General features: G+C 71.3%; 17 protein-coding genes. 6 read left to right on the top strand and 11 right to left on the bottom strand.

What is annotated here, in order from left to right; all coding sequences use genetic code 11:
- Positions 1-21 precede the first annotated feature (21 nt).
- Positions 22-978, bottom strand: coding sequence for a C-terminal binding protein (locus ACFRCG_RS02260; protein ID WP_380027803.1), 957 nt, complete (start codon positions 976-978; stop codon positions 22-24).
- Positions 979-1348: 370 nt separating this feature from the next.
- On the opposite strand from ACFRCG_RS02260, the gene ACFRCG_RS02255 reads away from it, so the two are divergent.
- Positions 1349-2065: a DUF899 domain-containing protein gene (locus tag ACFRCG_RS02255; RefSeq protein WP_380027801.1), complete on the top strand. Its 717-nt coding sequence runs from the start codon at positions 1349-1351 to the stop codon at positions 2063-2065.
- 168 nt (positions 2066-2233) lie between these two features.
- On the opposite strand, the gene ACFRCG_RS02250 is transcribed toward ACFRCG_RS02255, so the two are convergent.
- Positions 2234-3286, bottom strand: coding sequence for a helix-turn-helix domain-containing protein (locus tag ACFRCG_RS02250; protein WP_380027798.1), 1053 nt, complete (start codon positions 3284-3286; stop codon positions 2234-2236).
- 265 nt (positions 3287-3551) lie between these two features.
- Between ACFRCG_RS02250 and ACFRCG_RS02245 the strand changes: the two genes are divergently transcribed.
- Positions 3552-7328, top strand: coding sequence for a hypothetical protein (locus ACFRCG_RS02245; protein WP_380027795.1), 3777 nt, complete (start codon positions 3552-3554; stop codon positions 7326-7328).
- Positions 7329-7365: 37 nt separating this feature from the next.
- Here the strand turns inward: ACFRCG_RS02245 and ACFRCG_RS02240 are convergent, their stop codons facing one another.
- Together ACFRCG_RS02240 and ACFRCG_RS02235 are read right to left on the bottom strand one after the other, a co-directional pair.
- Entirely contained in the window at positions 7366-8604 is a 1239-nt protein-coding gene (locus tag ACFRCG_RS02240) for a PP2C family protein-serine/threonine phosphatase (protein WP_380027793.1), read from the bottom strand.
- A gap of 154 nt (positions 8605-8758) precedes the next feature.
- Positions 8759-9148, bottom strand: a complete 390-nt coding sequence (locus tag ACFRCG_RS02235) for a winged helix-turn-helix transcriptional regulator (protein ID WP_380027791.1) — start codon at positions 9146-9148, stop codon at positions 8759-8761.
- 82 nt (positions 9149-9230) lie between these two features.
- Here ACFRCG_RS02235 and ACFRCG_RS02230 point away from each other — a divergent pair, with 82 nt between their 5' ends.
- Both ACFRCG_RS02230 and ACFRCG_RS02225 read left to right on the top strand, forming a co-directional pair.
- A complete protein-coding gene (locus ACFRCG_RS02230; RefSeq protein ID WP_380027789.1) occupies positions 9231-9665 on the top strand; it encodes a YybH family protein in 435 nt (144 codons plus the stop codon).
- 93 nt (positions 9666-9758) lie between these two features.
- Positions 9759-10280, top strand: a complete 522-nt coding sequence (locus tag ACFRCG_RS02225) for an EF-hand domain-containing protein (protein ID WP_380027787.1) — start codon at positions 9759-9761, stop codon at positions 10278-10280.
- A gap of 17 nt (positions 10281-10297) precedes the next feature.
- On the opposite strand, the gene ACFRCG_RS02220 is transcribed toward ACFRCG_RS02225, so the two are convergent.
- On the bottom strand, positions 10298-11416 hold the full coding sequence (locus ACFRCG_RS02220) for an FAD-dependent oxidoreductase (RefSeq protein WP_380027785.1): 1119 nt from the start codon (positions 11414-11416) through the stop codon (positions 10298-10300).
- Here ACFRCG_RS02220 and ACFRCG_RS02215 point away from each other — a divergent pair.
- Entirely contained in the window at positions 11328-12167 is an 840-nt protein-coding gene (locus ACFRCG_RS02215) for a DUF4232 domain-containing protein (protein WP_380027784.1), read from the top strand. The genes ACFRCG_RS02220 and ACFRCG_RS02215 overlap by 89 nt on opposite strands.
- Positions 12168-12205: 38 nt before the next feature.
- On the opposite strand, the gene ACFRCG_RS02210 is transcribed toward ACFRCG_RS02215, so the two are convergent.
- The 6 genes from ACFRCG_RS02210 to mtnA all read right to left on the bottom strand — a co-directional run bounded on the left by ACFRCG_RS02210 (position 12206) and on the right by mtnA (position 19073).
- Entirely contained in the window at positions 12206-12841 is a 636-nt protein-coding gene (locus ACFRCG_RS02210; protein WP_380027782.1) for a class II aldolase/adducin family protein, read from the bottom strand.
- The gene (gene mtnK / locus ACFRCG_RS02205) at positions 12838-14055 is read right to left on the bottom strand and encodes an S-methyl-5-thioribose kinase (protein ID WP_380027780.1); all 1218 of its coding nucleotides are present in this window, start codon (positions 14053-14055) and stop codon (positions 12838-12840) included. The genes ACFRCG_RS02210 and mtnK overlap by 4 nt, the downstream gene beginning before the upstream one ends.
- Positions 14048-15184 (bottom strand): ABC transporter permease, encoded by a 1137-nt coding sequence (locus tag ACFRCG_RS02200; RefSeq protein ID WP_380027778.1) that lies wholly within the window; start codon positions 15182-15184, stop codon positions 14048-14050. Before ACFRCG_RS02200 ends, mtnK begins: the two co-directional genes overlap by 8 nt.
- Positions 15181-16734: a sugar ABC transporter ATP-binding protein gene (locus tag ACFRCG_RS02195; RefSeq protein ID WP_380027776.1), complete on the bottom strand. Its 1554-nt coding sequence runs from the start codon at positions 16732-16734 to the stop codon at positions 15181-15183. The genes ACFRCG_RS02200 and ACFRCG_RS02195 overlap by 4 nt, the downstream gene beginning before the upstream one ends.
- 99 nt (positions 16735-16833) lie before the next feature.
- Complete coding sequence (locus ACFRCG_RS02190) at positions 16834-17976, bottom strand: sugar ABC transporter substrate-binding protein (protein ID WP_380027774.1); 1143 nt, start codon at positions 17974-17976, stop codon at positions 16834-16836.
- 53 nt (positions 17977-18029) lie between these two features.
- A complete protein-coding gene (gene mtnA / locus ACFRCG_RS02185) occupies positions 18030-19073 on the bottom strand; it encodes an S-methyl-5-thioribose-1-phosphate isomerase (RefSeq protein WP_380027772.1) in 1044 nt (347 codons plus the stop codon).
- A gap of 114 nt (positions 19074-19187) precedes the next feature.
- Here mtnA and ACFRCG_RS02180 point away from each other — a divergent pair, with 114 nt between their 5' ends.
- Positions 19188-19910, top strand: coding sequence for a GntR family transcriptional regulator (locus ACFRCG_RS02180; RefSeq protein ID WP_078982397.1), 723 nt, complete (start codon positions 19188-19190; stop codon positions 19908-19910).
- The last annotated feature ends 164 nt before the right edge of the window (positions 19911-20074 follow it).

Here is a 20074-nt window from a genome sequence, read left to right as displayed (position 1 = left end):
CATACGTGGTTCATGCCTGGTTCACGACACCGGGACAGCCGAGGTGATCGGCTCCCCTCCGATCATCTGGCGAACGGCTTCGGCGGCACGCGTGCGCAGTTCCGTGAGGGACGAGGAGGAGTAGAACGCGGCGTGGGGACTGATCAGGGCCCTGGGGTGGTTCCGCAGCCAGTGGGGGATGTCCGGCTCGCCGTCGACGACGTCCAGGCCCACCCGCGCGGGTCGCTCCTCGGCCAGCGCGCCTTCGAGCGCCGAGAGGTCGATCAGCCCGCCGCGCGCGGTGTTGATCAGGACGGACCGTCGCCGCATGCGGTGCAGCCGGTCGGCGTCCAGCAGATGGCGGGTGTCCGCGGTGAGCGGTACGTGCAGGCTGACGACGTCGGATTCCGCGAGCAGCCGGTCCAGGTCGTGGCGCCGCTCCACGGCGAGCGCCTTCTCGATCCCGGGATGGTTGTACGGGTCGAAGAACACGACCCGGAGCCCGAACGCCTCGGCCCGCCGGGCCACCGCGAGCCCGATGCGTCCGAGACCCACCACACCCCAGACCAGTCCCCGCAGCCGTCGTGGATCGCCGATGGCCCGCCAGTCCCATCCGCCGTTCGCCACATGGTCGCGCAGTTCGCCGAGGCGTCGTTCCAGGGCGAGGAACAGCGCCAGCGTGTGGTCGGCGACCTCCTCGGTGCCGTAATGGGGAACGTGGTAGACGGGGACGCCGTGTGCCCGGGCGGCGTCGACGTCGACATGGTCGTAGCCGACGCTGGCGCAGACCACGGCCCGGCAGCCGGCGGATTTCTCGAAGAACTCGGCGTCCAGTGCGACCCGGTGCCACAGGATGACGTAGTCGGCCTCCATGTCGAAGAGCAGGTCGCGCCGATGCGCCGGCACGATCAGCGGCCGCACGTCGCCGTGGGGGCCGATGACCTCCCCTTCCAGTTCGGCGCCCTCGGCGTATCCCGCCCCCGGAGCGTCGAGCACCACGACCGACGGCCGGGACCCCGTGACGGGCGAGGGTTGCCGTCGAGGATCGACGCCGCGATGAGTCGTCAATCTTCAGCCTCTCTCCGTAGTCGGATGGGGCATGAGCCGTAATTGAATCCACACGGCGCGTGATGGACCAGCCGTTTTTCGGCCTTGTGGCAATTCGCTTCATACAGGGCGTTTGTGCGCTTGCTCCGGTCCGGATGGCCGATACCCGACCCCGGGCGCGACGAGTGGGATCGCGGCCCGGCACCGATCGGCGCCGAGCGTCGCACAGCGTGACAGTGCCGCGGGCCGCCCGGCACCGATGAGTTTCGCCGACGTTTCCGGTCCACACCTCGGAGCAGCTTCATCCGACCCGGGAGGAACCATGACCTACCAGAGCACCGGCGCCCTGCCCCCGGTCGTCGAGCAACAGGAGTGGCAGGCCGCGCTCGACGACCTGCGTGCGCGGGAGAAGGCCGCCACCCGCGAACTCGACGCCATCGCCGCACAGCGCCGCAGGCTGCCGATGGTCGAGCTCGCGGACTACACGCTGATCGGTCCGGACGGCCCGATCCGGCTGGTCGACGTATTCGACGGGCGCTCCCAACTCATCACCTACCACCACATGTGGTCCGAGGGCGCGCGGTGGCAGTGCGGCGGCTGTACCGGACTGACGTCGCAGTACGTCCGGCTCGACTTCCTCGACAACTACGACGCCCGCTTCGTCGTCGTGACCAACGGGCCCATCGACGAAGCGCTCGCCTACCGGGGCGAGGTCGGCAACACGATGGAGTGGTACTCGTCGGCGGAAAGCCCGTTCGGCGCCGACGTGGGCGCGCCGCCCGGTGGGGGCTTCGCGGTGAACGTGTTCCTCCGCGACGGCGACACGGTCTACCGCACCTGGCACACCGCCGGTCGCGGTACCGAACAACTCAGCCACACCTTCCCGTTGATCGACATCCTGCCGTGGGGTCGGCAGGAGGAATGGCAGGATTCACCCGAGGGTTGGCCGAAGTCGCCCACCTACTCCAAGTGGCTCGGCTCACCCGACATCGCCCGACTGTACGGCCCGAACCCGGACGTCGACAGGGAACGACGATGAAACCACCACACACCGGCCGGCTGCCGATCAACGGCCTGAGCCTCTACCACGAAGTCCACGGCGAACTCGGCGGGACGGCCGGTACCCGTCGGTGTCCGAGGCCATCGACGGGCTCGACGCCTCGGCCTTTACAGGCCGACCCGGTCGCGTAGGCCGCCCGCGCCGGACCTACGCCGTTCGGAGGCTGCGCTGCCGCGTCGTGACCGCGGGTCGTGCGGGCGAGCCGCCGCGCCGGAACCCCGGGCCCGACGGGCCGACGGGCGTCGGCGGACGCGGTTGTGTGCCGATCGTGGGGAGGTCCTCGGCGTTGCTCCCGGCGGCGACGCGGTACGCGCCGGGCGGCATGCCCGTGGCGGTGCGGAAGACCCGGTTGAACTCGGCGGGCCGGGTGAACCCCCAGCGGGCGGCGACGGCGTGCACGGGCAGGTGCGCCATGGCGGGGTCGGCCAGGTCCCGTCGGCAGCGGTCCAGGCGCCGGTGGCGGACGTAGGCGCTCGGCGACGTGCCGTGCGTCCGGAAGATCCGCTGCAGGTAGCGGGTCGAGATCCGGTGGGCCGCCGCGATCACCGCGGGGCTCAGTTCGGGTACGTGCAGGTGACGGTCGACGAACGAGGTGATCCGCAGGAACAGGACGTGCTGCGAGGAGTTCGACGCCGACACACCCTCGCCGTCGGTGTGGTGGGCCACCACGGCCGCGGCCAGGTCGAGCGCGATGTGGCCCAGCCGGGCGTGGTCATCGGGTGTGTAGAGCCCGGGCTCGTCGGCCACGTCGGTCATGAACCGGGCCAGGAGCCGGCCGACTCCGCGCGTGCCGCACAGGGGGGTCGCCAACAATCGCGCGACCTTGGACTCCGGCACGGGCAACACTCGTTTCGGGAACTGCAGCACCACCGACCCGGACGCCGTGTCCGGGGCCTCGACACCGGCGTCGAAGGGACGGGAGCTGTCCACCAGGACGAGGTCGCCGGGCCCCAACGAAGCCTGGTTGTGGGCCTGTTCGACGCCCTGGCGGCCGTGGCGGAGCAGGGCGAGCAGGTACACCTCGGGATCCGAGCGGCGGATCGCCGCCGGTGTGCGCCGGCATGCCCGCGACCCGTGCGAGATCGCGGATATCCGGACGATCCCCCGGGTCACGATCGACACGCGCGCGCCGTGGGCGGGTGGCTCCGGGGCCGGGTTGCCGTCCCGGAGGAACGCCTTTTTGTCGAATACCGTTTCCATGATCCCCCGTTCGTATCGAACACGTCCGTGCCCCGGCGCGGTCCGGTGATCGTGCGGCCGGGGACACATCCAAGCCTTCGGGGCGGAAAATTGTTGCGCAGGCAGGTCGGGCGCCCGAAACAATCGTCGGGATCAACGGATTTCCCGGAGTGATCTTCGATATCCGGCCGAACGCGCCACTGGTCGGGGCCGGCGGCACGCGGGTACCGTTTCGGGTGGTGTGGGATTCGGTGTCCCTTCGGCGACGCTCATGGGAGGGGAACCGGTGGCGGGACGTCCGGAGAAACCACTGGACCCGGGTGCCGGGCCGGTGCAGCGCTTCGCCCACGAACTCCGGCGATTACGGGCCGACGCGGGCAGCCCGACGTATCGCGAGATGTCCCGGCGAACCGGCGTTTCGGTCACGGTGTTGTCCCGTGCGGCGGCCGGCGAGCAGTTGCCGACGCTGAAGGTCGCACTGGCCTATGCGGCCGCGTGCGGCGGGGACCCGGACGCGTGGAAGCGGCGCCGACAGGAGGCGGCGGACGAGGATTCCCGACCGCTCGACGACGTCCCGTCGCCCTATCCGGGCCTCGCCCGGTTCGAGATCGAGGACTCGGAGCGGTTCTTCGGCCGGGATCGACTGATCGACGACGTTCTCGACCTGGTGCGCACCCGTCGGCTGGCCGCGCTCGTCGGAGCTTCGGGCAGCGGCAAGTCCTCGCTGCTGCGCGCGGGGCTGATACCGAGGCTGCGGCAATCCGGCGGCGCCCCGGGCCGCGCCGCCCCGTTCGGGCGTCCCGCCGAGATCCGGATCCGTACCCCCGGGTCGCATCCCGCCGACGTACTCGGCGCGTTCGCCCCTCGGGGCGACGGGGACGGGGGCGGCGAAGACGGTGATGGGCACACCGGCGACATCGTCGTGATCGTCGACCAGTTCGAGGAGATCTTCACGCTCTGCCGGTACCGGGCCGAACGCACCGAGTTCCTGAACGGCCTGATCGCGGCCGTGCGACGGCCCGAGGGCGGAGTACGCGTCGTCATCGCGGTGCGCGCCGACTTCTACGGCCGCTGCGCCGAACACCGGCAACTCGCCGAAGCGTTGCGCGAAACCACCCTCCTGGTGGGCCCGATGACGCCCGCCGAACTGCGTCGGGCCATCGTCGGGCCCGCCCGGGCGCACGGCCTGATCGTCGAACGAGCCCTGACCGCACGGCTGGTGGAGGAGGTGCGGGGCGAGCCGGGCGGACTGCCGCTGCTGTCGCACGTGATGCGGGAGATCTGGCGCAGGCGTCGCGCCCGAACCCTGTCGGTGGAGGCGTACGAGGCCGCGGGTGGCGTCCACGGGGCGATCGCGGCCACCGCGGAGCAGGTGTGCTCCCGGCTCACGGCCGACGAACTCGTCTCGGTCCGCCGGGTGTTGCTGCGGCTGATCACGCCGGGCGAGGGAGCGCAGGACACCCGGCGCCCGGTCGCCCGGGCCGAGTTGGAGGCCGTCGGCACGGGCGCGGCCGCGCCGGGGACAGGGCCGGCGCAGGGCGTCGCGTCGATCCTGGAACAGCTCGTGCAGGCCCGCCTGGTCACCCTCGACGGGGAGAACGTCGAGCTTGTCCACGAGGCGCTGATCACCGCCTGGCCCCGGCTGCGGGCCTGGATCGACGAGGACCGCGAGGGAATCCTCACCCACCGACGGCTGACGGAGGCGGCCGGCGTCTGGGCCGACTTCGCGCGCGACCCGGGCACGCTGTACCGGGGAACCCGGCTGGCGGCGGCTCGGGAGTGGACCGAGCGGGATCGACATCGCGACGAACTGACCGAACTGGAAGAGGACTTCCTTGCCGCGAGCATCGCCGCCGAGGACCGCGCGCGGATGGTGGCCGCCCGGCGCACCCGTCGTCTGCGGTATCTCGCGGCGGGCCTGGCGCTGCTGCTGGTCGCGGTGACGGTCGTCGGCGGGGTGGCGCTGGAGCAGCGCCGCAGTGCGCTTCGGTCCCGGGACACCGCGCTGTCGCGCCAGTTGGCCGCGCAGGCGCTGAACCTGGCGGATTCCCGGCCCGGGACGGCGATGCTGCTGAGTGTGGAGGCGTATCGCACCGCGCATACCTCGGAGGCGCGTGGCGCGCTGCTGAGCATGTCCACACGCCGCTTCTACCAGGCCGAGTTGACGGGTCATGTCGACGCGGTGTCGGACCTCGCGTACAGCCCGGACGGCACCCTGGCCAGTGTCGGGCGGGACGGGAAGGTGGTGCTGTGGGATTCGGTCCGCCGCGTGCGCCTGGCGACGCTGACCGATCATCCGGGCTGGTTGCGGGCGGTGGCCTTCAGCCGGGACGGGCGGTCGATGGCCACGGGTGGGGACGACGGCCGGGTCGTGGTGTGGGATGTGGCGCGGCGCAGGCCGCGTGCGACCATGACCGGCTACGGGGCCTCGATCAAGGGCGTCGCGTTCGGCGCCGACGGCGGCACCGTGGCGGCGGCCGGGGACAACGGCACCACCGCGGTGTGGGATGTGGAGAGCGGGCAGCGCCGGCTGACCCTGACCGGGCACGACGGCCGGGTGTGGGCGGTGGAGTTCAGCCCGGACGGCCGCACGATCGCCACGTCCGGCGCGGACCGCACTGCTCGGCTGTGGCGCGCGCGGGACGGCGCTCCGCTGACCGTGTTGACCGGCCATACCGCCTCCGTCGACTCCGTGGCGTTCAGTCCCGACGGAACACTGCTGGCCACGGGCAGCCGGGATCGCACCGCGCAGCTGTGGGACATCGCCCGCGGCACGAGTGTGGCCGTCCTGCGCGGCCACGACGCGGAGGTCAGGGCGGTGGCCTTCAGCCCCGACGGCCGCACGCTCGCGAGCGCCGGCCAGGACCACATGATCAAGCTGTGGGACACGGCGCGGCATACCCTCGGGGCCACCTTCGTCGGGCACGGCTCCAACATCTACGGCATCGCCTTCCATCCGCGTGGTGACCGGTTGGCCGCGGCGGGCGAAAGCGGCACGGTTTCCCTGTGGGATCCCACCAGGCGTCCGCTCGACGGGCACTCGGACCGGGTCAACGACATCGCGTTCAGCCCGGACGGCCGCACCCTGGCCACGAGCGGCACCGATCGGGCAACGCTGCTGTGGGACCTCGCTCGCGGCTCCGGCCCACGCGCGCTCGCCCCCGGGACGAGCGCGATCCGGGGCGTCGCCTTCAGTCCCGACGGTCGGACCCTGGCCACCGCGGCGGGCGTGTCCCCGGACAGCACCAACGGCCCCGCCCAACCACCCGACCCCAACGAGCAGGTCCTCACGCTCTTCGACCTCGCGGGCGACGCCCCGCCGGTGCGGCTGATCGGCCACGACGAACGGGTGACGGACGTGGCCTTCAGCCCGGACGGCCGCATGATCGCCACCGCGAGCGTCGACAAGACGGTCATCGTGCGGGACGCCGTGCGACACACGCCCCTGACCCGACTGGTCGTGGACACCGGTGCGGAGGGCAGCGGCGTCAACGCGATCGCGTTCAGCCCCGACGGCCACACCCTGGCCACCGCCAACTACGACGGGCGCGTCACCCTGTGGGATACGACCCGGTGGGTCCGTACGGCCGTGCTCACCGGACACACCGGGCAGGTGCGCGCGGTGGCCTTCAGTCCCGACGGCCGCACCCTGGCCACCGCCGGCATCGATCAGACCGTGCAGCTGTGGGACCCTGCCCGACGGACCCGGCGGGCCACGCTCCTGAACACCGCCGGCGCCACGATCTCGCTGACCTTCAGTCCCGACGGCCGCTTCCTGGCCACGGCCGACGCGGACACGTCCGTGGTGATCTGGGACGTCGCCGACCACACCCGTATGGCCACCCTGACGGGCCACACCGGGCAGGTCCGCACCGTGGCCTTCGGGCCCGACGGTCACACCCTGGCCAGCGGCGGCGACGACCACGTCGTGCGCCTGTGGGACACCGACCCCACCCGCACGGCGGCCGATCTGTGCGCCACGCTCGCCCGCGACCTGACCCGGGAGGAATGGCGGCAGCTGATCCCGGGACGGTCCTACCGACGCACGTGCGGGACGGGATGACCCTGATCCGGTCGCGGTCGCGGCGTGCCGTTCCGCGTCACCGGGGCTGCGGACTCCATTCGAAGAGCAGGATGGTCGCGTCGTCGCGCAGCGGGTTGCTCTGGTAGTCGAGGATGGCGTGGATGAGCAGCCGCAATACCTCTTCCGGGCGCTGCCCCGCGGAGGAGGAGCTGATGATGAAGTCGGTGAACCGGTCGAGGCCGAACTCCGCGCCGTTCGCGTCGCGGGCCTCCACGACGCCGTCGGTGTAGAGCAGGACACAATCGCCCGGTTCCAAGGTCGCCTCGTGCACCTGCCGGGCCGTCGGGGCGAGCGAACCGGCCAGGCCGATCGGCGGTTGCGGGGGCCGGTCCAGCACCCCGGGGAGCACCCGCTCGGCACGGATGAGCAGCGGCGGAGGATGACCACAATTGACCCAGTGCAGCACTCCGGTCTCCGCGTCGAGCCGACACAGCACGCCGGTACAGAAGTGGTCGGGCAGCCATTGGGCGAGCGCCCGGTCGACGGAGCCGACGATGTCGGGCAGCTCGGCCCCGTTTCGGCGGGCGTTGCGCGCCGCCGCCATGGCGACCGACGAGGTCAGTCCGGCGGTCAGATCGTGACCCATGGCGTCCAGGATCATGGTGTGCAGGATGTTCTTGACCACCGAATGGTCGAAGGCGTCACCCGCGATGTCGTACGCCGGTTCCAGGACCGCGGTCGACACGCACCGCCTGCTGCCGATCGTGCGCGGGGGCAGGAAGGCCCGCAACATCTCGGCGGGCGCGCCCATGGACTCGGTGCGGGTACGGGCGGCGAGCCAGTCGCTGTAGGCCCGCTTGGAGGTGATCAGCATGGCGAGCAGATGGGCCAGTATCCGGCTGCGACGCATGCGCACCGCGTCGAGCGCGGCGGTCCCCACTCCCAGTACGCCCAGCCGCTCCGCACCGTCGACCAGGGGCATCCAGAGGATCAGGCCGTCGTCGACCTCGGCGACCCGGGGGGAGACCGTGCGGTACGCCCATCCGGCCGACGTGCCGTTCACCCGCAACGACTCCGCGGCCTCGTCGAGTGGCACGAGCAGACGTTGTTGCAGGTCGACGAGGTAGATCGACGCGGTGTCCAGGCCGAGGAGGTCGGCACACCGATTCGCCAGCGTGGGCAACTCGACCGGCAGTGCGGTCTGCGCCTCGATGATCAGCTCTTCCAGGCGATTCTCGTCGACGGCGCCGTCGGGAACGGAGAACACGCGCGGTGTGTCCGGCACGAGGACCACCCCTTCCTCGCCCAGTCTCACACCGATCGGGCCCACCCTCACGCCGACAATCCGGGGCGGCGTGCCCGAATCGGCGGAAGAGCGCTTCGGCGTTGGCGGAGGCGAGGCCGTCGACCCGGCCCATCCGGAAGGTTCGAGTTCCGCGGCGGCCCGCGGGTCGGCGAACCCCGCGGGGTCAGTGGGGTTCGGCCCCGGCCAGGAGGGCGGAGCCGGTGCGGTACAGCTCCAGCAGGAGCGGTCGCAACGCCATCCCCATACCGGTGAGGTCGTAGCGACCACGAGGCGGGAAGCCGGCGATTCGGACGTGCTCGACCAGGCCGCGGCCTTCGAGGGTGCGCAGGCGTTCGGTGAGGACCTTGGCCGTCAAGTCCGGCAGTTGCTCGCGGAGTTCGCCGAACGACCGCGGCCCGTGCATCAGTTCGCGCAGGACGAGGGTGGTCCAGCGACCGGCGACGGCGGCGAGCGCCACTTCGACCGGGCAGTCCGGTGTCGGCCGGGCGGTGCGGCCGCGTTCGTCGGGGACGAGATCCGGGTCCCAGGCCGCGGTGCGGTCGGTCGTTCGCATGGGGCCGAGTCTCGCACGCGGTCGCCGTACCGCGTGGGTTCCCGTTTGGTGACCTGCGCGCGGACCGGCTTGGCTGGCGTACATGACTCTCCGCCCCGACATGCCCCACGCCGACGTCCGGCTCACGGACGACCCCGTCCGTCACCCGAAGGTATTCGAAGCCGCGTTCAACACCGGGCGCTCCGACATCCTGGCCCGGGTCTACGAAGCGGCCGCGGTGTTCGTTCCCGCACCCGGAACCGAAGTTCGCGGCGACGCCCTGCACGCCGCCAACGCCGAGTTCCTCGGCCTGGGCCTCCCCATCGCCGTGCAAGTGCGGCACTGCTACACGGTCGACGACCTCGCGCTGCTCATCGTCGACTGGACGATCGACGGCACCTCCTCCGATGGCAACCGCGTCCACATCGAAGGAACCGCCACCGACGTCGCCCGCCGAGGTCCCGACGGGCTGTGGCGATACATCATCGACAACCCCTTCGGCACCGCACCCGCCGGCCCGCCGACAGGCAATGCATAGGCCCTATATATTACTTATTCTGCCTATGAGCATTTTGGCATCTTCCGGGTATCTTGCGGTTGCACAACCGCGGAGCACCCCGGAGGAAACGCAGTGTCCGACTCACCGCAGCACCGCATCTTCGCCATGTTGGACGTCGACGGCGACGGCGCCATCACCCACGAGGAATATCTTTCACGGGTGGACCGCGTCGCCTCCGCCGTCGGCCGCGACGCCGACCATCCGGTCGTGGCGGCGTCGCGGGCGGCTCACGAGGCGGTGTTCCAGGACATGGACGCCGACCGCGACGGGCGCGTGACGTTCGAGGAATACCGCACGTGGGTCGGACACGACGCGTTCGAACGCTCCTGCCGACCCGCGCTGGGGTCCCTGTTCGACATCGCCGACGCCGACGCCGACGGACGCCTGGACCGCGCCGAGTTCCTGCGCCTGCGTATGGCCGGGGGCAACGCCGAAACCGACGCCGCCGCGGCATTCGACGCCCTCGACACCGACCGCGACGGACTGGTCGACCGCGACGCCTACCTCACGGGCATCAGGAGCTTCGTGACCGACGGGAACTCCCCCATGGCCGCGGCCTACGGCGCCGCACAGCCGGTGCCGGGCCGATCCTGATCCCGCCGGCGAAGTGGTCAGGACGACTGGACCTCGTCGAACAGGGCGATGGCGTCGGCGGGGTTCGCGCTCACGAGGCGGTCCAGGCCGGCCGTCGTGATCTTCGCCCACCTGGCGGCCCGTACCCACATCCGTTCCTCGAACGCGCGCACCGCCTCGTCCGGATCCCCGGAGCCGGTGGCGATGGACTCGGCGAGTTCGGCGCCATCCAGCATCGCCAGGTTCGCGCCCGCCCCCAACGGCGGCATCAGATGGGCGGCATCACCCAGGAGCGTCACCCCGCCGACGTGGGCCCAGGTGTGGGACTCGGGCAGCACGTGGAGCGGGCGCCGGACGAAATCGGTGCCGTGGCGGAGAAGGTCGAGTACGGGAGGGGCCCAGCCGTCGAACAGGGCCAACAGGCTTGATCGCACGGCCTCGACGTCGGCCGGTTCCCGGTTCGTGTACCGGTCCAGCGGCGCGCGGAACTGCGCGTACACCTTGACGTGGCCGCCGCTGTTGCGTTGGGCGACAAGACCTCGGTTCACGCCGTACACGGCCATGGAGCCGTCGCCGATCATCGCGGCCAGGTCGGGGTGGCGGGCGTCGACGTCGTCGAGGGAGGTCTCGACCATGGTGATGCCGGTGTAGTGCGGCGTCACCGGCGAGACCGCCGGGCGGACCCGGGACCAGGCACCGTCGGCGCCGATCACGAGGTCGAACGTCTCCTGGCGCCCGTCCGCGAAATGGACCAGTACGCCCTCCCGAGTCCCCGGCACCACCCGCGCCACGCCGCTCCCCCACCGGACGTCGAGAGGACCGAGCAGCAGGTCACGGAGTTGCTTGCGGTCGATCTCGGGGTTGGCCCGGTCGTCCGGACGGGGTCGCCAGTCGCGCAGGACGGCCCCGTCCGGGTCCAGGATGCGCATGGCCTGCCCCTCGGGACGAGACAGCGCCCGAAACTCCGCCGACAACCCGGCCCTGTCCAGCGCGAGTTGGCCCATCCCCTCGCGCAGGTCCAGCGTGCCGCCCGGGGGGCGCGCGTCGGGAGCGGAATCACGTTCGAGGATGGTGACGGGGTGGCCATGGCGGTGTAGGACGCGGGCGAAGGTAAGGCCGGCTGGGCCGCTCCCGACAACGGCGATGCGGTGTCTCATATCGATACACTGTATTGCCCGCTACAGTGCATCGCAACCATGTACCGAAGGGCGAAGGGTTGTTGCCGGCCGGACGCGCCCGGCCCGTCGCCGCCACCGCCGTCGCCCCGGAACATGGGATGATCGCCGAATGATCACAGCGTGGCGTGGCCGGCCGGCATGGGGTTACGGCCTGCTCGTGTCGGCGGTCGTGGTGGGTGTGGGCGGATGCGGAGACACGTCGGGGTCGACCGCACACGCCGGCAGGGCCGGATCGCCGTCCGCGCTCTCACCCCGGAGCATGCCGACGGAGCCGAACACCCCGACCCCGCCCACCGGTTGCCCGGAGTCCGGGGTGCGAGTCACGGGTGAGGAGCCCGACGCGGCGATGGGGCTGCGCGCGATGACGCTGACGATGGTCAACTGCGGCGGTACACCCCACACCGTGACCGGATATCCGAGCCTCCGCGTCCTGGACGCCGACCGAACCGCACTCGAGATCGAAATCGACCCGGGAGCGGCGTCGATCACCACGATGGAGAGCCTCCGAGCCAAGGCCCGACCACTGACGCTGCGCCCCGGCGAGCGGGCGATCTCCGTGGTCGTCTGGCGCAACACCGTCACCGACGCGGCCGGCCCCGGCCAAGACGCCCGCTATTTCGACATCGAGCCACTCCCCGGCCAAGCCCGCCAACAGATAGCCGTCCCGGGCGGAATCGACCTCGGCACCACAGGCCGCGTAGGCATCGGCCCCTGGCACACCCCCGGTTGATCCGCGCCATTCCGGTTTCGGCACCGGATGTCGGGGTGTCAGTGGTGTCGGGTTGCCGAGGTGCGGGCGGTTCGGGGGAATTCGGTGGTTTGGTTGCCCAGGGTGAGTAGGCGGTATGTGTAGCGGGCCGCGCTTTCCAGGTTCTGGGCTTTGCGCAGTGCGTCCTGGGGGGATGTGCCCACCGTGGAGCAGCCGTGGTGGGCCAGGATTACGCAGTCGCCGCGGCGGGTCGCCGTCGCCGCGGCTTCGGCCAGTTCGAGGGAGCCGTTGGGGTGGAACGGCACACGTTCGATCACGGGGGCGTACGCGATGTGGTCGAGGGTGAGTTGGCGGATGCGCTCGCCCATGGCGTCGACGAGCACCGCGTATTCCGGGTGTACGTGCACCACCGCCTCGACGTCGGGTCGGGCCAGGTAGGTGTGTTGGTGCAGGCGCCATTCGCTGGACGGTGCCGCCGAACCCGCACCGCCCACGAACGGCTCCCCGTCGAGGCGCACGATCGCGAAGTCCCGTTCGGTCAGCCGGTCGAGCCGACTGCCGGCAGCCGTCACCACGAAGGTGTCGGTGCCGGGCAGCCGGGCGGACAGGTTGCCGCCGCTCGCCAGGACGAGGCCGCTGTCCACGCACTGCCGGCCGGCGTCGACCAGGGCCGCGAGGATGTGCCCCGCCGTCATCGGGGCCCGCGTCCCGCGCCGCCCGACAGCGCGGACGCGGCCTCGGCGACCCGCGCCGGGGTCAGCGTGGCCCGGTCCACGAGCAGGGTTCGGGACAACCGCAACATCGCGGCGCCGACGACGGCGTACCGCTCGTCGTCCAGCGTCTCCAGGTCGCTGACCTTGGCCAGCCCCACGGTACGCCGGGCCGCCTCGCAACCCGCGAAGCCGAACGCGTCGGCGAGGATGGCCGGCAACCGCCCGTCGAGGTAGGCGTCGGGGTAGCGCTCCGGCGCGCGCCGCCCCGGCCAGTGTGCGCGCAGCCGTGCCGTGAACGTGTCCCAGCTCGTCGTGAGTGCCCCGAACAGGGCCTCGGCACGCTCCTGTTCGCCCAGCGCGGCGGCCCGGGTGCCCGCGAAGAGCAGGTTGGCCCACAACATGCCGAGGTCGAACCCGATCGGCCCGTAGCACGCGAACTCGGGGTCGAACGCCCGCACCGACAGGTCGCCGTGCCGCGCGTTGCCGCGAACGAAGACGCTGCCGGTGTGCAGGTCGCCGTGCAGCAGGGTTTCCTGCGTGGTGAGGAACGTGTGTTTCATCGCCATCGCGGCGGCCGACCACGCCCGATCCGCCCGCAGTTCGGCGTAGAGCGCGTCGAGCGCCGGGCGTACCGAGTTGCGTTCGGCGCCCAGGAAGGGCTCGGTGAACACCAGATCCTCGGTGATCTCGCACAGTTCCGGATTGATCGCGGCGGCGGCGCGGGTACGGAACTCGGCCTCGGTGAGACTGCCGACCGAGGTGCCGAACGCGACGTCGGCGAGGTATTCGGCGAGTCGTTCGGCGACGCCCTCGTGTGCTCCGCCGGCGTTGAGCCGGGTGCGAAACACCTCGTGGTCGGACAGGTCTTCGAGCGCGAGCACATACCCGTCGGGGTCGAAGTCGAGGAGGCCGCAGACGTGTTCGGACAGTGCGCCGTGGATCCGCAGGGCGGCGGCCTCCCGCACCGCACGCTGTTCGGTCATCGGCCATTCCGGGCCGACGAGGCGTACATACGGCAGCGCCTGCTTCAGCACCAGCCGTCGGCCCGCGGCGTCGGCGCAGACGAAGACGAGGTTGAGGTTGCCGTCGCCGACCTCGGCGACGGTGAGCGTCGTCGGGTCGATCAGGGCGCGCAGCGTGGCGCGTTCGGCGATGTAGGCGGGGACCTCGGCGGAGGTCAGGATCCGGTCAGCCATGGGTGCGCTCCGCGATCGCCGGTGCGGTGGTGGGGACTTCGGGGTCGGCTCCGACCGAAGAGTCGGAGCCGGGTGTCGCCGCGGCGGCCCGGCGGCGCCGGCCGCGGCGCAGCGAGAAGGACATCAGCAGGGCGAAGATGAGCACCAGCCCCTTGATCAAGTCCTGTGTGTAGTAGGGCAGTCCGCGCATGGTGAGGCCCTGGAGGATCAGCCCGATGAACACCGCGCCGACGAACGTGCCGAGCGCGTTGGGCTTCTTGGCGCCCAGGACCGCGTAGCCGACCAGGGTCATGGCGACCGCGTCGAGCAGCGAGGAGTCGCCCGCGGTGACATCACCCTGCCGCAGGCGCGAGGCCAGGATGATGCCGGCGGTCGCGGCGAGTACGCCGGAGATGGCGTAGGCGGCGAACTTGTAGCGCTTGACCCGGGTGCCGGCCAGGCGCGCGGCCTCCTCGTTGCCGCCGACGGCGTAGAACACCCGTCCGTGGCGGGTGCGTTGCAGGAAGACCCACAACAGCAGCGCGATGACGAGGAAGAGGTAGACGGAGTAGGGGATGCCGAACAGCTTGTCGCCGTCGATGGCGGTGAAGTCGTCGGTGAACCTGCCCTTGACCACGGTGCCGTCGCCGAGCTTCATGCCGGTGGTCAGGGTCTGGCCGTCGACGAGCCAGCGTTTGAGGCCCTGGATGGTGAACATGGTGCCGAGGGTGGCGAGCAGCGGCGGGATGTTCAGGAACACGATCAGGGTGGCGTTGACACATCCGACGAGCAGGCCGACCAGGAGGCAGATGACGATCGCGCTCGGGCCGGTGAGTTCGTAGTGGATCATCGCCTCGGCGGCCACCGTGACCGACAGGCCGGTGACCGCGCCGACCGACAGGTCCAGGTCGCCGACGATGGCGGTCAGCGTCATCCCGAGCGCGGCGATCGCCGCGACCGCCTGGATCTGCAGGATCGACACCGTGTTGTCCCAGGTGCCGAAGCCCGTCGTGGTGGCGGAGAACGCGATGTAGAGCGTGACGCCCACGAGGATGATCCCGTAGCGGACCACGAAGTCGCCGAGCGCGGCCGGGAACGCGGCCGGAAGTGGGGTCCGCCGCGCGGTCGATGTCGAGTCGCGCAGATTCATGCGTGGCTTTCCTTTCCGGCTGCGCTCGGCGCTGCCTCCGAGGGCGGTGGTGACGGGGTACGGCGTACGCTCATCGCCGCGATGAGGCGTTCGCGGCCGGCGTCGCTCAGGGCGAGGTCGGCGGTGATCCGGCCGCGGTCGAGCACCACGATGCGGTCGCCGACCTCCAGGGCCTCGTCCACGTCGGAGGTGGCGACCAGGACCGCGGCGGTCGCGGCGAGTTCGCGCACGGTGGCGCCGATGTCGTGGCGGGCGTTGATGTCGACGCCGCGGAACGGTTCGTCGAGCAGCAGTACCCGCGGTTCGCCGAGCAGCCAGCGGCCGATGACCACCTTCTGCTGGTTTCCGCCGGACAGGGTCTCGATCGGCGCGTCGGGGCCGGCGGCCACCACGCCCAGGTCGCGCATCATCGTCGCGGTGGCCCGGCGTTCGGCGCCGGTGCGCATCAGGGTGCCCCGGGTGAATGTGCTCACGAAGGGCAGGGTGAGTTGGGAGCGGATCGGCCAGCCGGGGATGATCGCCTGTTCGTGGCGGGATTCGGGGACGAGGTAGACGCCGCGTTTGATCGCGGCGCCGGGATACCCGGGGTCGAAGGGGCGACCGTCGAGGGTTCGCCGGCCCGCGCCGATCGACGTGGCGCCGAAGATCCATTCGAGCAGTTCGGTCTTGCCACTGCCGAGCAGACCGAGCAGCACGGTGACCTGGCCGCGGTGCAGTTCGAGGTCGAGGTGGTGCGGGTCGTCCTCTTGTAGGCGGACCCCTTCGAGCGCCAATACCGACTCCCCCGGGGGGAGTTCGGCTCGCTCGGACTCGGCGGGGGTACGGTCGAACAGGGCGGTCAGTACGGTCGTCCAGTCGAACCCCCGCCCGGGTATGGGCTCGAACTCGCCCTGCATGGCCCCGTCGCGCAGGACGCCGACGCGGTCGCACAGCTGGTCGATCTCGGCGAGTTTGTGGGTGACGAACAGGACGGTCATGCCGTCCGCGGCGAGCGCGCGCACCAGGTCGAACAGGCGCGCGCTCTCCTCCGCGGACAACGCCGAGGTCGGCTCGTCCAGGATCAGCAGCCTGGGTTTGCGGGACAACGCCCGGGCCAGGACCAGGAGTTGCCGCTCGGAGACGCCCACGTCGCGCACCGGCGAGCGCAACGTCTGCCGGTCGAAGCGCAGGCCCAGGGTGGCCGCGACCTCGACGGCCTGGGCCTCGGTCCGGCGCCGGCTGAACAGGATGGGCGAGGATCGGTCGCCGAGCCGGTCCAGGGCCAGGTTCTCCGCGACGGTCATGTCGAGGATCACCCCGTCGTTGGGGTTCTGGTGCACGGTGCCGATGCCGCTGCGCTGGGCGGCGAGCGGGTCGGGGAAGACCACGACCTCGCCGTCGCGCAGGATCTCGCCGCCGTCCGGGGATTCCGCGCCCGAAAGAATCTTGATGAGCGTGGACTTGCCCGCGCCGTTGGCACCCATCAGGCCGTAGATGTCACCCTCGCCGATGCGGAGGCCGACCCCGCGCAGCACCCGGTTCGGGCCGTAGCTCTTCGAGATGTCCCGCACTTCGAGGACGGTGTCCCGGTGGCGGTCTCGGCGGTCTTCGCGTCGGTCTTCTTGTCGGGGCTGCACGGGGCCTCCTTTCCGGTTTCGAGCGAGGGTGGGTCAGGCGCCCGGCCGGATCGGGGTGATCCACGGCGCCCCGAGCACGTCCGGGGTGGCCAGTTCGGGCAGCGCCTTGCGCAGCGTGTCCATGTTCGTCACGCCGTTCGCCTTGAGCGTGTCCTGGGTGATCAGCGTCGCGGGGATGGTCATCTTCTGCGGCAGGTCGACCTTCCCGGCCGCCGCTATCGAGGCCCGGGCCACGACCGCGCCCACGTTCGCCGGGTCGGTGGCGGCGGTGGCCCGCCACGGGCTGCCGGCCTCGGTCATCAGCTGGATGTCGGCGGTGGAGACGTCCACGCCGTAGACCTTCACCTTGTTCGTCATGCCGTTCTGGCGCAGCGCGATCAGCGTGCCCTTGGCGAGTTCGTCGTAGGCGGCGAACGCGAGCGTGGTGTCCGGGGCGGCGGACAGCGCCGCGGTGCCCTCGGTCGCGGTGTCGGCGGCCACCGACTCGGTGTACTTGCCGAAGCGCGCCTTCTGGGTGAACGTCGGGTTGTCCTTGAGGAACTGCTGGTACACCTTGTCGCGGGAGTCGAGCGGCGCGATGCCGGACACGTTGACGTAGGCGAGCTTGCCGCCCGAGGGGTTGTCCTGCTTCATGTAGCCGAGGATCTTGTCGGCGATCGAGGCGTCGTCCTGCGAGATGTAGGTGGCCTTGCAGTTGGAGATCGCCACGTCGTAGACGACGACCGGGATGCCCTTGGCGATCGCGTCGTCGATCTTGGGGTTGACCGAGTCGGCGAGGCCGTGGTCCACGATGATCACGTCGGGCTTGGCGTTGATGGCCTGGTCGAGCTGGCTGACCTGGGTCGCGTTGTTGCCCCGCGCGTCGTAGACGGTGACGCTGCCGCCGGCGGCCTTGATCTGCTTGGTCGCGCCGTCGCCCCACTGTTCGAAGTAGTCGCCGACGCCGGATTGGCGGACGAGCGCCACCTTGAAGTCGCCCTTGAGGCCGGCGGGCTTGGCCTCGGGCAGTTTGCGCGCGTTGTCGACGGTGCGCTGCGTCGCGCAGTTGCCGGCGCCGCCGGCGGCGCCGGACGCGCCGGGCTCCGCCTTGTTGTCGTCGGTGCTCTGGGAGCATGCGGCGAGCAGGGACATTCCGACGGCGGCGGCCCCGATCACGCGAATGGCCTTGGATCTCATGGTGTTCTCCTCACTCGGTGGTCTCGGCCACGACCGGCCGGTCCGCGGGGGTGTCATGCACGGGGGGTGTCGCCGGCAGGGGTGTCGCCCGCCGCGACGTCGATGACGCGCGTGTCGGTGACGATCGCCGTGATCAGGTCGGCGGGTGTCACGTCGAAGGCGGGGTTGAGGGCGGTGGCGTCGGGCGGGGTGACCCGTACACCGTGGAAGAAGCGGACCTCGGCGCCGCCGCGGTCCTCGATCTCGATCGCGTCGCCGTCGGGGGTGTCCCGGTCGATCGTGGTCTCGGGGGCGACCACGAGGAACGGCACCCCGGCCCGGGCCGCGGCCAAGGCCACCGCGAACGTGCCGATCTTGTTCGCCGTGTCGCCGTTGGCGGCGATCCGGTCGGCCCCCACCAGCACCGCGTCGACGCCGCCTCGGGCCAGCGTGATCGCCGCGGCCGAGTCCACGATCACGTCGTACCGCGCGCCCATGCGGCCCAGTTCCCACGCGGTCAGCCGCGCACCCTGGAGCAGCGGGCGCGTCTCGCACGCGATGGCGCGCACGAGTCGGCCGTCGCGGTGCAGCTTCGCCACCACGCCGAGCGCCGTGCCGTGCTCGACGGCGGCGAGCGCGCCGGTGTTGCAGATGGTCAGTACGGTCAGCGCGGCCCGGTCCGGAACCAGCCGCGCCAGCGCGTCGGTACCGCGTTCGGCCATCGCGACGCAGGCCGCGATGTCCGCGTCCCGTACCCGCAGCGCGGCGTCCAGCGCGGCGAGCGGGCCGCCCTGCTCCAGGGCGGCGAGCGCGGTATCCACGCCGTAGGCGAGGTTGACCGCCGTGGGCCGGGCCTCGCGCAGTTCGGCGATGGCCTGCCGGGCCCGGTCGGCCGGCAGGTTCTGCGCGGCGAGCGCGACGCCCAGGGCGCCGGCCACGCCGAGCGCGGGGGCTCCGCGTACCGCCAGTCGTTGGATCGCGTCCACCAGGACGTCGAGGTCGTGGATGTCGAGTTCGACGAGGCTGTCGGGCAGCAGGGTCTGGTCGATCAGCCTGATGAATCCCCTGCCGGGTTCCCGCTCGGCGTCGTCGGCGGGAATCCAGTCGATCGTGCGCATCCGCCGCGTCTCCGTCTCTTCGTGGGACGACCCGTCGATGCCTCCGGGGGTCGTCCTCATGATCCGAGTGCGCCGAAGTTGTCAGACAATTCGAAGCGTGTCAAGATGTCCGACATGGCGACCCAGACACGGCGGCCGCTGGCCGACGACATCGTTCGGGAACTCAAGATCGAGATCCGCGACGGCGTCCATCCCGCGGGGGCACGGTTGCCGACCGAGGCCGATCTGTGCAGGCGGTTCGGGGTCTCGCGGGCCACGGTGCGCACCGCGCTCAAGGAACTCGACGTGCTCGGCCTGATCCGCACCCAGCAGGGCGCGGGCACGTTCGTGCGCACCCGCCCCGCGGTGCGCGACGGCCTGGAACGCATGGGCTCGATCACCGAGTCGATCCGGCGCAGCGGCAAGGAACCGGGGCACGAGTACGGGCGGCGCACGCTGCGCCAGGTGCTGCCCGACGAGGCCGAACGTATGGGCGTTCCGTCCGACACCGAGGCGCTGGAACTGCGCCGCCGGGTGACCGCGGACGGCGACGTGGTCGCCTACTCCTACGACGTGATCCCGCGCGGCCTGCTGCCGGCCGCGTTCGATCCGGAGGAGCTGAGCGGGTCGTTGTTCGCCTATTTCGAAACCGAGTTGGGCATCCATCCGACGCTCGGCCTCGCGAAGGTGCACGCGGTCTCGTCGGCGCACATCGCGTGGGGTCCGGACGCGGCCAAACACCGCCTGTTCGTGCTGCTCGACCAGTTGCACTACGACGACGACCACCGGCTGCTCGCGTACTGCAAGACGTATTTCGTCGAGGGCTCCTACGAGTTCCAGCTGGTACGCACGGCCTGACCGCGCCGCCGCGGCGGGCCGGCCGCACGGCGTCCGGGGCGAACCCGCGAGCGCACGACCGCGCGGCCTCGCAAAGCCCAACCGCGCAAGCGCACAGCAACGAGCGGGTACGCGCGCGCAGTTCCGCGCGTACCCGCCCAACTCCCCCTACCGTGCCCGTTCGT

The sequence above is a fragment of the Embleya sp. NPDC056575 genome (genome assembly GCF_042793325.1).
Classification (GTDB): Bacteria; Actinomycetota; Actinomycetes; order Streptomycetales; family Streptomycetaceae; genus Embleya.
Note: the sequence above shows the minus strand (reverse complement) of the source record. Positions and strands in the feature narration are given on the sequence as shown.